This window comes from Maribacter aquimaris (assembly GCF_014596745.1).
Lineage (GTDB): Bacteria > Bacteroidota > Bacteroidia > Flavobacteriales > Flavobacteriaceae > Maribacter_A > Maribacter_A aquimaris.
Genome location: NZ_JABTCF010000008.1, coordinates 13,671 through 26,655 on the forward strand (window position 1 = coordinate 13,671; position 12,985 = coordinate 26,655).

At 41.0% G+C, this 12,985-nt stretch carries 8 protein-coding genes and 1 other RNA gene; 6 read left to right on the forward strand and 3 right to left on the reverse strand.

The genetic code is table 11. The features are described from left to right. Nucleotides 1-13: 13 nt before the first annotated feature. Both HPE56_RS12795 and HPE56_RS12800 read right to left on the reverse strand, forming a co-directional pair. Nucleotides 14-2,479 (reverse strand): carboxypeptidase-like regulatory domain-containing protein, encoded by a 2,466-nt coding sequence (locus tag HPE56_RS12795; RefSeq protein ID WP_188244155.1) that lies wholly within the window; start codon nt 2,477-2,479, stop codon nt 14-16. 5 nt (nt 2,480-2,484) lie between these two features. Beyond that, nucleotides 2,485-4,179, reverse strand: coding sequence for a M23 family metallopeptidase (locus HPE56_RS12800; RefSeq protein ID WP_188244156.1), 1,695 nt, complete (start codon nt 4,177-4,179; stop codon nt 2,485-2,487). Between the two features lie 271 nt (nt 4,180-4,450). On the opposite strand from HPE56_RS12800, the gene HPE56_RS12805 reads away from it, so the two are divergent. From HPE56_RS12805 to nadB, 6 genes are all read left to right on the forward strand, one after another. Then, entirely contained in the window at nt 4,451-4,741 is a 291-nt protein-coding gene (locus tag HPE56_RS12805; protein ID WP_188244157.1) for a hypothetical protein, read from the forward strand. 12 nt (nt 4,742-4,753) lie between these two features. Further along, nucleotides 4,754-5,050 (forward strand): cell division protein ZapA, encoded by a 297-nt coding sequence (locus HPE56_RS12810; RefSeq protein WP_109653168.1) that lies wholly within the window; start codon nt 4,754-4,756, stop codon nt 5,048-5,050. Nucleotides 5,051-5,103: 53 nt separating this feature from the next. Then, nucleotides 5,104-5,213: non-coding RNA, 6S RNA (ssrS, locus tag HPE56_RS12815), on the forward strand. A gap of 48 nt (nt 5,214-5,261) precedes the next feature. Continuing rightward, nucleotides 5,262-6,830: a ribonuclease Y gene (gene rny, locus HPE56_RS12820; RefSeq protein WP_188244158.1), complete on the forward strand. Its 1,569-nt coding sequence runs from the start codon at nt 5,262-5,264 to the stop codon at nt 6,828-6,830. A 148-nt stretch (nt 6,831-6,978) separates the two neighbouring features. Next, nucleotides 6,979-7,902: a quinolinate synthase NadA gene (nadA, locus tag HPE56_RS12825; protein WP_188244159.1), complete on the forward strand. Its 924-nt coding sequence runs from the start codon at nt 6,979-6,981 to the stop codon at nt 7,900-7,902. Nucleotides 7,903-7,906: 4 nt separating this feature from the next. After that, nucleotides 7,907-9,472: an L-aspartate oxidase gene (gene nadB / locus HPE56_RS12830; protein ID WP_188244160.1), complete on the forward strand. Its 1,566-nt coding sequence runs from the start codon at nt 7,907-7,909 to the stop codon at nt 9,470-9,472. Between the two features lie 5 nt (nt 9,473-9,477). On the opposite strand, the gene HPE56_RS12835 is transcribed toward nadB, so the two are convergent. Beyond that, nucleotides 9,478-12,939, reverse strand: a complete 3,462-nt coding sequence (locus tag HPE56_RS12835) for a hypothetical protein (protein WP_188244161.1) — start codon at nt 12,937-12,939, stop codon at nt 9,478-9,480. Nucleotides 12,940-12,985 lie beyond the last annotated feature (46 nt).

Sequence of the window (12,985 nt, forward strand, 5' to 3'; positions counted from 1 at the left end):
GGTACCATTACGATCACAACCGAATTTTGAGTCGTAGGTTCAATACACGACTTGTCATATAATTGGGAACCGCATATTCATTTCTGCTTTCAACATCCCTGATCCACGTATTGGTAATGGAGTTTTGGTTATTGAAAAGATTGAAAATCTCAAAACCAACACTCAACTCCTTGAAATGATGTAACCAGTGGTTCTTTGGATATTTTTTTTCCGCGTCTACAAAAATATGGGAAATTCCTAAATCAGCACGCTTATAATCCCTTAATCTATTCTGAAAGATATAAGGATCCGCATAACTGGGGGATCCCCCAGGTACTCCCGTGTTATACACTAAATTAAGGTACATCTTTAAATTGGGAATGTTAGGAACGTAATCCTGAAAAAGAATGCCCAACTTAAGGCGTTGATCCGTGGCCCTTGGAATATACCCTTGGTTCGCTATATTTTCCTTGGTAGTCATATAACCCACGCTCACCCAGGATTCGGTTCCGGGCACAAAAGCCCCGTTCAATCTCATTTCTGCACCGTACACATAGGCCTTAGCGTTATTGTTGGCCGCATATCGTATGCGAACGTCGTTCAATGTGTACGGATTCACATGGTCCAAGGTTTTATAATACGCTTCGCTTATCAGTTTAAAAGGGCGTTCCCAGAGCAGAAAACTGTATTCATGGCCCAATACATAATGTATTGATTTCTGTGCTTTGACCTTGGGTTTAGCCGTTCCGGTGGCATCCCTTAACTCCCGATAGAAGGGGGGTTGATGATAAACCCCGATGGCAGTCCTAAAAAGCATGTCTTTCTCCCATTTTGGTTTAATGGCAAATTGGGCCCTGGGACTAAAAACCGTTTGGGAGACCTTGTCTATATCTTTGCCGCTGACCCGCCAATAATGGGCCCTTGCCCCGATATTGAAATAAATATCCCCGATCAGTAATGATTTGCTTTCACTGAATTGGGTATAGGCAGAAAACCTATTGGTCTTCACAAAATTTCCTGCAGCGACACCTTCATAGGCAATTAAGGGTTCTTCGAATGGAACTTCAGGTTGGTTGTTCCCGTATTCGGGTAGTGGTGGGCGAACGGAGAACCCCGCGGAATCCAAAAAAACGGATTCCCGTAATTGGTCCCGGATATCTTCATGGGTGTATTTTATTCCCCATTGCAAATTTCTTTTTCCTATCGAGGCACTACCTCGTTGTTCCAAATTAAAGATCAGGGCATCCAATTCATTCCTTGCCCTTGTGAATTGCCCCCCAACACCTCTGACCGTAGTGGGTTCACCCACAGTAGGACTACCCAAATCGGAATTCACCTCTCCAAGGGCATAGCGCGCGATTACGTCTGAATATTCCCGCTCTGTCGTATGATAAAGTGAGGCTATCAATTTCAGGGTCACCGTTTCGTTCAAGAAATAATTGGCCTTAACGGCACCGAGGGCTGTTGCATATCTATTATTCTCACTGCCGCTATAATTTATGATAAGTGCCTTAGGGGCTGAAAGTGTTCCGAAATTCGTCTGCCTATCCAAAGGCTCGTTTTGATAATCATTGATTGAAAGGTTGCCAAAAAAGTTAAGGTGTAGCTTGTTTGAAAGTCTGTAGGTAAGATAACCCTGAATGTCGGCGAATGTCGGGTTGAAATTGGAATTAGTCTGTTGACTGTTGACGAAGAGGCTGTTGTTTCGGTATCTTATTCCGGTCACGCTGGAAAGCTTTTGGTTCTTGGAAACTGTTTCCATAGCCAAGCTGGCCCCTAAAAGACTTACATCCATTTGGGTGCCAAATTTGGTTGGGTCTTTATAGGTGATGTCCAATACCGAGGAAAGCTTATCTCCGTATTTGGCTTGAAATCCCCCTGGGGAAAATGCTACTTTACGAATCAGGTCGTTATTCACAATACTCAATCCTTCTTGTTGGGCGGCACGGATCAAAAAAGGCCGGTATACTTCTATTTCGTTGATGTAGACTAGATTTTCATCAAAATTCCCACCACGTACTGAATACTGTGTGCTGAGTTCATTGTTCGATGAAACACTGGGTAATAGTTTCAAAATATTTTCAATCCCAGCATTGGCCCCAGGTATTTGACGGGCCATTTCCGGGGAAATACTCTTGATGCCTTGAACCTTCTTTTCTTCTGCAGAAACGGTAACCCCATCAATCTGGGTGATTTCTGTAAACATGACGGGGTGGAATTCAAAGGTTTCATTGCTGTTTAGGATCAATCGTTCCAAAACAATGTTTTTATGTCCTATATGGGAAAAGATGATTCGGTTTTCTTTTTCAGCAATAATGGGCAAAATATAAAACCCAGTATCATCAGTTGTAGTACCACCTAGGGTCGAAGTGATATTTACTTGGGGAATAGGGTTGTTGTTTTCGTCGAATACGATACCCGTAAGGGTTGCTGTTTGTGCCCTAATGTTTGTATACAGACATAGGAAAAGGATAATTAAAACTATTTTAGGGCACTTCAAAGTGTTTATTTTCTATAAAAGGTGACCTCGTGCGTATTCGTATTCCCTACATTATCCGTCACAGTGACTTTAAGAACGCATTGTTTTTTATCCAATATACGATCATCAAAATTATAGGTAATGGTGTTTTTTTTCGGTTCGTATTCCATTAAGATCCACTCGCCGTTCAAGGTGGCGGAGTAGGTGTCAATACCACTTAAGTCGTCAGCGATGGTCAGGCTTAGATAGTGATAGTTGGTCAACCATTGTTTATGTTTGAAATTCTTTGTGCGTATTGTGGGGGGTACGGTATCCCTTGCCAAGGTGTAGGTGCCTAAATTACGGGTTCTTGTTGTAAATGTATTGCCCCGTTTATAGGTGGAGGTATAACTAGGTCTTGAATTTTTGTCCAATCGTGCGATAAAGAGTTGTTTGCGCTCTGCCTCGGAATATTTTGAAACATCAAACGTTAAGGTGAAATTCCTATGGGCCGGTACCCGATTGTTGTGCACCATTACCGTGTCGCTCCCTTTTCTTAAATCGATATAGAAATCTTCATAGAAGGTATTGGCGGGGAAATAGACTTTTGCTATTCCCAAATCAAAATTGTTGGGTCGTTTGGCAACGATATAGTTATCGGTTTTTGGTGTTTCCTCATCAATTTTGAGCGGCTGGTTTTTCCCTTCGACAGGAATCACCAATTTTGTCAAATTGCCTTCCAAATCATAGATCAATAGTTCCACCGTGTATGAAAGCCCTTCCTTAACCACGATTTTTCCATCGTTCACCAATTTATTGTAGATGCTCAAATGGTTTCCAGGGGATTTAAAACTTTTTTGTATCCGCTGTCGGTATTTGCCGAAATGTCCATAATCGATCAAGGTGTTGATGTAGCGCGTTTCTGAGAAAGAAAAAGATTCAAAATCATAATCGCTATAAACTTGACCGTTGACCACCTGGCGCACTGAATATACCCCGTTTTTATTGGCCGCCAGATCTTGGCGGTCAAAACCCACGAAACCAAAACCTATGGTGCCCAATGCCGTTACCTTATCGGCCAGTAAGGAACCATCTTTTTGTCGGGTAAAATTGATCTGTGATTTTGTGTTACTTTGGTTTAATTGGGCGTTTTTGGATAGGGGATAACCATAAAGTCCGACCACAGTGGGGTTGGTGGCATCCCTAACTTCATAACCGTATAAAAGTGGATTTGTTGGTTTTTCAGATATGCTACTCCTGATCTCGAAGTGCAAATGGGGTCCTGATGAACCTCCCGTATTGCCACTATAGGCTATAACTTCACCTTTTTCGAGTTTTATTTCCCCGTACTCGGGGAAAACTTCCACCTCATAGGATTTCTTCCCGTATTGTATTTTTTTAATGTACTCCTCGATCTTGGGGGAGAACTTTTGTAAATGGCCATAGACCGAAGTATACCCGTTAGGGTGTGCCACATACAATACTTTTCCATATCCCCATAAGGAGACCTTTATGCGGGTAATGGTGCCATTGCCTATGGCGTATACGGGGAGTCCTTCCCTTTGCTGCGTCTTGATATCGATTCCGGAATGAAAATGATTCGATCGCAATTCACCAAAAGTGCCTGCCAAGATCAATGGAATGTCCAAGGGAGGTCTAAAAGCTTCTTTTGGATAAGTGGTTTCTTGGGCTGATATGCCCATGGATGAAATCAATAGAAAAATAAGAAATGTTCTGCCCATAGTATTCTTTAGTAGCTATAATGTAAACCCAAATACCTTTCTTTTATTTTATGAAAGTATAGGAGGGAAACGCAAATAAGCGATAAAATTAAACAGATGAATATAATTAACCGCCTAGAACCGTAAAAAATCTGTATCTAATTACGATTGTTTTATACTTTAGAGGACTTAATATCAGTATTTAATGTTATACGCAAAGAATATTTTGAAAAACTATTGCCCAGTCCTTATATCTATGTTAACTTTGTGTAATACGCATTGAGTATTGTATATGAGTGAATTGGTGAAAATTGTTGATTCCCTGGAAAACAAAATCAGTAAGTTGTTACATCATTTGGAGGTGTTGCAGCAGATGAACAAAACGTTGGAAAAGGAATTGGTTTCAATCAGAAACCAAAAAGATTTAACCGAAAAATCCGTGTCCGAATGGGAACAGAAATATAATTCGCTTAAACTTGCAAATTCGATGCTTGGCAGTAATACAAATAAAACAGAAGCTAAGCTTAAAATAAATACATTGATTAGGGAATTGGACCATTGTATAGCCCAACTTTCCGAATAAGTTTTAAATTAAATGTCAGAAAGGCTCAAAATTAAACTTTCCATAGCAGATAGGGTTTACCCTTTGACAATCGACCCTAGCCAAGAGGAAGGGTTGAGGAAGGCAGCAAAGAATATTGAGCAATTGGCTAAAAAATTTGAACAGAACTATGCCGTTAGGGACAAACAAGACGTGCTTGCCATGTGCGCACTGCAATTTGCCTCTAAAATTGAACAACGCGGTATAGATCAATCAGAAGGAAACCAAGAGGCCACTGAACGGTTAAAAGCATTAAACGAATTGGTGAACTCAAAGCTTGGTATAAAATAAGTTCTTTTAAATAACATTAAGTTACTGCCCACATTGGTATTATCTTTTGACAAACTCAACATTAATTTGTTTAAGAAGGGTGAGTTTAGATTGTAAAAGCAGGCCTTACCCGTATAAGGATCCTTGATCAGTCTGTTAGCCCTAAACCTGTTTTCTGGAGTTTGTACAAAACTTCCCCAATGTGGGTTTTTTTATATTAAAATTTGAAATTATGGACAGTACCACACTTATATTAGTCGGATTAGCAGGACTTATTATCGGATTCATTGTCGCGAAGATCCTAGAAAAAGGAAAAGCTTCAAAGACCGTTGCCAATGCAAAAAAGGAGGCCGGCACAATCCTTAAAGAAGCAAATATTGAAGGGGAGAACGTAAAGAAAGACAAAATTTTCCAAGCCAAGGAGAAGTTCTTGGAACTAAAGGCCGAGCACGAGAAAGTAATTATCAATAAGGATAAGAAAATCGCCGAGGCAGAAAAACGGACCAGGGATAAGGAATCCCAAGTAAGCAATGAGCTGGCAAAGAGCAAAAAACTCAATGAGCAACTTGATAGTAAGATCAAGGATGTTTTGCATAAAGAGGAGTTCCTCGAAAAGAAACAAGGTGAATTGGAAAAACTGCATAACAATCAGGTGCAGCAATTGGAGGTTATTTCCGGACTGTCTGCCGAGGATGCTAAAAGCCAGTTAATGGAGTCTTTGAAAGAGACCGCGAAAAGCGATGCCATGGCGTATTTGCAGACTACCCTGGAAGAGGCTAAGCTAACGGCACAACAGGAGGCAAGAAAAATAGTCATCAATACCATTCAGAGAATAGGTACCGAGGAAGCCGTGGAAAATTGTGTTTCCGTCTTCAATTTGGAATCTGATGACGTCAAAGGACGGATCATTGGCCGTGAGGGTAGGAATATCCGAGCCATTGAGGCCGCAACTGGGGTAGAGATCATTGTCGATGATACACCGGAAGCCATTATTCTTTCTTGTTTTGATTCCGTTCGAAGGGAAATAGCGAGATTGTCGTTACACAAATTGGTAACCGACGGAAGGATCCATCCGGCACGTATTGAGGAAATTGTACGTAAGACCGAAAAACAAATTGAGCAAGAAATCGTAGAAATAGGAAAACGAACCATTATCGATTTGGGTATCCATGGATTACATCCCGAATTGATCAAAGCGGTAGGTAGAATGAAATACCGTTCTTCATATGGCCAAAACCTTCTGCAACACTCTAGGGAGGTTGCAAAACTTTGCGGGGTAATGGCGGCAGAATTAGGATTGAATCCTAAATTGGCGAAAAGGGCCGGACTGCTTCACGATATAGGTAAGGTTCCGAATACCGAGGCTGAGGTAGAAACACCACATGCAATATTAGGTATGCAATGGGCAGAGAAGTATGGTGAAAAACCAGACGTTTGCAATGCCATTGGGGCCCACCACGATGAAATTGAAATGAAGACATTGATTTCTCCCATCATTCAGGTTTGTGATGCCATAAGTGGTGCAAGACCGGGTGCGAGACGCCAGGTATTGGATTCGTATATACAAAGGCTTAAAGACTTGGAAGAAATTGCCTTTGCATTCAACGGTGTTCAAAAAGCCTATGCGATACAGGCCGGTAGGGAACTTCGTGTAATCGTAGAAAGTGAAAAGGTGAGCGATGATAAGGCGGCACAATTGTCCTTTGAAATATCCCAAAAGATACAGACCGATATGACCTATCCCGGTCAAGTAAAGGTTACAGTGATTCGGGAAACCCGATCCGTTAACGTCGCGAAATAAGGTATTGAATTACATATAGAATTAAAAAGGGGCCTCAAAGCCCCTTTTTTGTTTGGTATGCTGAAGTACAATTGGGATAAAGAATGATCGATGTTATTTTTTTATAGGGCAGATTGACTTAAATTTGTGGGTATTTTAAAGTCTTGTGATGAACCTTAAGGAAGAAATCGAAAAACTCAAGAAAGAAAAGAATGCGGTAATTTTGGCCCATTATTACCAATATCCTGAAATTCAGGATATCGCTGATTATGTGGGTGATAGCTTAGGTTTGTCGCAGAAAGCGGCTGAAACCGATGCAGATGTCATCGTCTTTGCCGGTGTCCATTTTATGGCAGAAACCGCAAAAATCCTGAATCCCGAAAAGAAGGTACTACTGCCCGACCTCAATGCAGGGTGTTCTTTGGCAGACTCTTGTCCGCCCGAGCAGTTTGGGGAATTCATTAAGGCGCATCCGGGACATACCGTGATCACCTATGTGAATTGCTCTGCCGAAGTCAAGGCCTTGACCGATATCGTATGCACTTCCTCTAATGCCTTGAAGATAGTGGAATCCTTACCCAAGGACCAACCCATTATTTTTGCACCGGACAGAAATTTAGGGAAATATATTCAGAAAGAGACAGGTAGGGATATGGTCTTATGGGATGGTAGCTGCGTAGTCCACGAGGCCTTCAGTTTGGATAAATTGTTGGAGTTATTCAAAAAACATCCAGATGCATTGATCATCGCCCATCCAGAATCTGAAGATCATATTTTAAAAACGGCCAACTATATTGGCTCAACGGCAGGAATGATAAATTTCGTCAAAGAGCATCCCAAGAACAAATTCATTGTTGCCACAGAGGTTGGTATCTTACATAAAATGAAACAAGAGGTTCCTGAGGCTGAATTGATTCCGGCACCAACACAGGAGGACAATACCTGCGCCTGTAGTGAATGTGCCTATATGAAAGTAAATACCCTTCAGAAACTTCACGATTGTTTACTTAACGAAACACCAGAGGTAAGTGTCCCAAAAGAAATAATGGAGAAAGCCCTGATACCTATTCAACGAATGTTGGACCTTTCCTAAGATTATGGTTAAAACAAATTATTTAGTTATTGGCTCCGGGGTTGCCGGACTTACCTTCGCGGTTAAAATGGCCGAAAAACACCCAGAAAGGAATGTCATCATTGTCACTAAAGGCGATGAGGACGAATCAAATACCAAGTACGCCCAAGGTGGGATTGCCGTGGTCTTGGATATGGAAGAGGATTCCTTTCAAAAACATATACAGGATACCTTGGTTGCGGGTGATGGACTATGCGATAAGGATGTCGTGGAAATGGTCGTTAAGGAAGGACCAAAACGACTTAAGGAACTGATTGCATGGGAAGCCAATTTTGACTTGAATTCGGAAGGTGATTTTGATTTGGGCAAGGAAGGTGGACATTCTGAGTATCGGGTTGTACATCATAAGGATGTTACTGGTTATGAAGTAGAACGGGCCCTCTTAAAACGCGTACATCAATTACCGAATATTGAATTATTAGCGTACCATTTCGCTATTGATCTAATTACCGATCACCAGTTGGAAAAACAAAGTAGTAAGGGTATTTCATGTTATGGGGCTTATGTGTTGAACCAAAAAAACGGGGAAATACTTACGATAAAGGCAGACCATACCTTATTGGCTTCTGGAGGTATTGGCCGGGTGTATGGGCATACGACCAATCCTATCATTGCAACAGGTGACGGTATTGCCATGGCCTATAGGGCAAAAGCCTTGATAAAGGATATGGAATTCATTCAATTTCATCCTACGGCATTATATAATCCGGAAGGAGGGTCTTATTTTTTGATTTCTGAGGCTGTTAGGGGATTTGGAGCTTACCTGCGTAATAAGGCCGGATATCGGTTTATGCCCGATTATGACGATAGGGCAGAGTTGGCGTCTAGGGACATTGTTTCCCAATGTATCGATAATGAATTGAAAAAAAGTGGGGATACACACGTTTTTCTTGATTGTACCCATCTAGACATGGTCGCATTCAAAAAACATTTCCCCAATATCTATGATAAATGTCTGGAATACCATATTGATGTCGAGAAGGATTATATCCCGGTCGTTCCGGCCTCCCATTACCTTTGTGGCGGAATTGTAGTTGATAAACAAGGAAAGACATCCATAGATAATTTATTCGCTTGTGGGGAATGTTCAAGAACCGGATTGCATGGGGCCAATAGATTGGCATCCAATTCGCTTTTGGAAGCCTTGGTCTATGCCCATAACATTTTTAAATATCTAAGTGTGGATACCTTGGATTCAAGACCCTTGAATATTCCCGATTGGAATGATGAGGGAACAAGCATACCCAAGGAGCATGTTTTGATCCAACACAATTTGAAGGAATTGCAGGCATTAATGCGTAACTATGTCGGAATTGTACGTAGCAATAAAAGATTGCATAAGGCCATTGCCCGTTTGGATTTGATTTACAGGGAAGTTGAGGAATTGTATAAGGAATCCAAAATCACCACAACGCTTTGTGAACTAAGGAATATGGTTAACGTTGCCCATGTGATCATCAGTCAATCCCTCGAACAAAAAGAAAATAGGGGCGGGTATTTCAATAAGGATTATCAGAAAGAAGGGAAATGATATTCTCACTCCTTTGGAACATGCACGATAATTTGTTCAATCGTACCCTCCCGTTTAAACACCTTGCGACTTAAATCCTTATCCAAATACAGGTCATTGTAATTTTTGGAAGTCCCATCCTTTAATAAAACGACCAATCCCTTCTTGTCCATAAGTTTATATACAATTGGTATTTGGCAATAGCTAAAACACAATGAATCGGCTGATAAGGATATTTCCTTGGGTTCCCCATCAACGGTGACATACCTGAAAACTTCGTCGGTGTTTAGAAACTCTTCTTTTCGCAATAGTTTTGGTTTAAACTGTAGCTTCCCTTTTACAACAAAAGCACCCAATTCACCGAACCTACTTAAAATATCCTCTTTGACCTGTCCGGTCATTCCAGGTTGTTGGGCACCTTTTCCAGCAGGGGTGTGGGAGTAGGGGTCCGTAGGGAATGCCCCGTACAATGCTGGGGATTTGTGTACCCCAATCCCTTCAAAGATCTCATAATAATGTCTTTTCAATCCTGTAATAACCCCGTCATTTTCATTCGCGTTGATGGCCGTAAGACAATTTTCCTGAACCGCCAATAACAGCTTGGAGACCATATGCCAATATATAGAGCCTAATCCTTCATAGCCAAAAAATGTTCCAGATCTTCCTGTGAACGATTTATGGTCAAAGACATTCTCAAATGCCTCTAAAAGCAAATCCGTATCCTTTTCCACAAGTGGTCCATAGGTATCAGTGTCCAGCTTAGATAAGGCTTTCTTAAGACTATTGGCGTTATTGAAATTACCGTTGAAATGATAGTGTCCCAAGATATCCTTTTCAATGATTTGGGTATTACCGCCCTTTAAAAGCTGCTGTGCAAGTTGCGATTTGGCAATAAAATCCTTGGGGATGTTGTTTTTGTCCTTAAATCGTTTTAATTCCTTATTTGGGTAGAGTATATAACTATTCTGGTCTGCTCGGTATAAAGCACTCTGTTTTAACGCATCCAATAGTTCCAGGGCCGCTTTTGGACTTAATTTACCAGAACTTAAAACGGCAACCTGCCCTTCGAGCATTTCATTCAAATAGGAAATTGAGATTTCGCTGTCATCCACAATCGTCATTAGATTGTATGAATGGTATAATTTATCAGCTCTTTGATTCGCTTCTATCGTATGGTCGAAGAATTTTTCGGCAATCGCCAAGAAGGATGCCAATTCTGTTTTGGAAACCATCTCTTTTTGGTTCGAAAAACCGTTCGCATAAATCGAAGATCTATAGGTGCTACCTGCATTACCCAAACCATCCAGAACAAGTTTTCTGTCCCTATCGGTAATCTTACCAACTAGAATATGCTTGTGGGTTTCCAAGGTTGCGACCACTTGGTCAAAAAACAATTTGAGTTCTTTAGAGATTGGGGCGTCTTCTGGCAAGGCCTCTATCAGTTTCCCGAAGAATTTGACGAAACGCCTTAGATAGTAGAGCGTAACCATTGACACGCCATTACCGACCAGGGCATTATTGGCATCATTCCATTCGGGCCGTTGTGTATTTAGCCAAATTCCGCCTTCGGGAATGAAATTCGACACTTTGGACAGGACGGTGGCCAGTAGTTTTTCAATCAGATTCACATGATAAATACCTTTATCATCGATAGTCAGTAAGGCACCATCGGCACCCAACTTGTTTTTTCTTTCTACCAATTTGAGATCCAAAGGGGCATCGAACCCAATAGTGTCTTTGGGATTCTCGAGCGTATCGGCATAGCTCTTTATTTTATAAGGAACATTGGCGTAAACGAATAATTCCTGATTAAAATAACTCGCTAGTTTATTCGGTTTGTGGTTTTCTATAAACTCCAAAAACCTTAGAAGATAAATAATCTGATGATCACCCCAATACCCTATAAAGGACCAAGGGTCGTTTTCTTCTATGACCTCCCAGTCAAATCCGTCTTTGGTTACACGATAGGGATTGTACCCTTCAAAGGTAGTGGCGTTAAGGAATTTATGGATCATATGCTCTATAAACTCAGGATAGGAGTGGGCCAATGCCTCCCAATTTTGAAAAATATCCCTCCAATTACCTTGGTAATCCAGGATTTTGGAGCCGTCCAATTCACTTTTGGTATTTATGGAAAACTTGTTCCAAGGGCGACTTGGGTCCCCATGTCTTCTACTGAATTTTAGGGGTAAGTATTCAAAACAAAGTCTTTTAAAGTCGCTATCATCACTTTGTCCTGCCATTTCCTTTACGGTGGATAAAGAAAAAATACCAGGTAAATCATCAAGTAAATCTTTATGCTCTTTAGCTACCTGCTTGTTGGCTTTTTCAATGTATGGGATAAAATCCGATTTTTCAATTTGGTAATTATGGTCAAAAATCCCACCACGCATAATATTGAAAAGGGTATTGGAAAAATGCCTTGTATTGATCAATCTGTCCGCTGTGAGTTGTAAACCATCGGCAGCTATGGTAAGATCGATCAATTGCCTTGTTCCATTGGCGATATCCTTTTCAATGGATTCAATAAGATTTCCTTCTTTATGAATCCTTTCCGATAATAGGTTTATCGCGGATATGGTTTGGTTTACATCAGCAATGATCATCCAATTTTTTTCCGATTTTGAATTCAGGGAAATGTCTGATTTAATAAAATAGGCTCCTTTCTCTGCCCGGATGTTGATTTCGGATGTTATGTTTTTTCCGCGTCTAAAGGCTTCCAGTTGTTTGGATGATAGTAAATAGGTGTCAACATCGATTCCGAGGGACCAAGCGATGTTCGATTTTAAAGCTTCACTTGGTTCGGCCTTATCAACGATTATAGCACTTAAGGCATATATACCCATACCTGTATCGACTTCCAGTTCACTTTTCTTATAGGCATCGACCAAATTGCTGCGTGTGTTTTGCATGGCTTCGGGTACGCCGTATGGCATGATATTCTGAATGCCATCCAGCACGGAAACTTCAACCTTATGGTCTGTTTGGTTGAGGATTTTCGATTTTTTCACAAAACCGAATTCGTTGCTCGAGTTCCATTGGTATTGAAAAGTAAGACCAAGGTCGTTATGGGTTTCCTCAAAGATCACCTTGTTGCCGTAGCTGTTTTTGTAGAGGTTTCGAGTGATATCATAAATGTTGGAATATCTCTCGGCGAAGGGCTCCCAGAGAAAGGTCTTCCCCTTTGATTTTACGAGAAGGATGGTCTTGCTACCTGTTGATTCTGCAAACTCAGTAATCTTATCATCGGTATAGTAAGGGAAAAGTGCATTATCGCTATTCTTACGACCAGCGGTTAGGCCTCCGTTGCTCGATAGGAACATCCAATGGTTGGAATCGCTGACAATACTCATGAAAAAAGGTCTCATAGCATTGCTATTCGATATTTTATAAAAGCTTTCATTATCGATTTGGACGAATTCACCTTCTACGTTCAATTCCTTTATAGCGGATATGTTGTTGCCAATGTATAAATGATCGATGGTCATGGTCTAGGTTGCGTTTTGATTTGATAAAAGGGGAAACCCTGATAAA

Excerpts from the sequence above, each read along its gene's own strand:
- HPE56_RS12800 (WP_188244156.1), bottom strand. The coding sequence starts at position 4,179 with ATGGGCAGAACATTTCTTATTTTTCTATTGATTTCATCCATGGGCATA.
- HPE56_RS12805 (WP_188244157.1), top strand. The coding sequence starts at position 4,451 with ATGAGTGAATTGGTGAAAATTGTTGATTCCCTGGAAAACAAAATCAGT.
- HPE56_RS12810 (WP_109653168.1), top strand. The coding sequence starts at position 4,754 with ATGTCAGAAAGGCTCAAAATTAAACTTTCCATAGCAGATAGGGTTTAC.
- rny (WP_188244158.1), top strand. The coding sequence starts at position 5,262 with ATGGACAGTACCACACTTATATTAGTCGGATTAGCAGGACTTATTATC.
- nadA (WP_188244159.1), top strand. The coding sequence starts at position 6,979 with ATGAACCTTAAGGAAGAAATCGAAAAACTCAAGAAAGAAAAGAATGCG.
- nadB (WP_188244160.1), top strand. The coding sequence starts at position 7,907 with ATGGTTAAAACAAATTATTTAGTTATTGGCTCCGGGGTTGCCGGACTT.
- HPE56_RS12835 (WP_188244161.1), bottom strand. The coding sequence starts at position 12,939 with ATGACCATCGATCATTTATACATTGGCAACAACATATCCGCTATAAAG.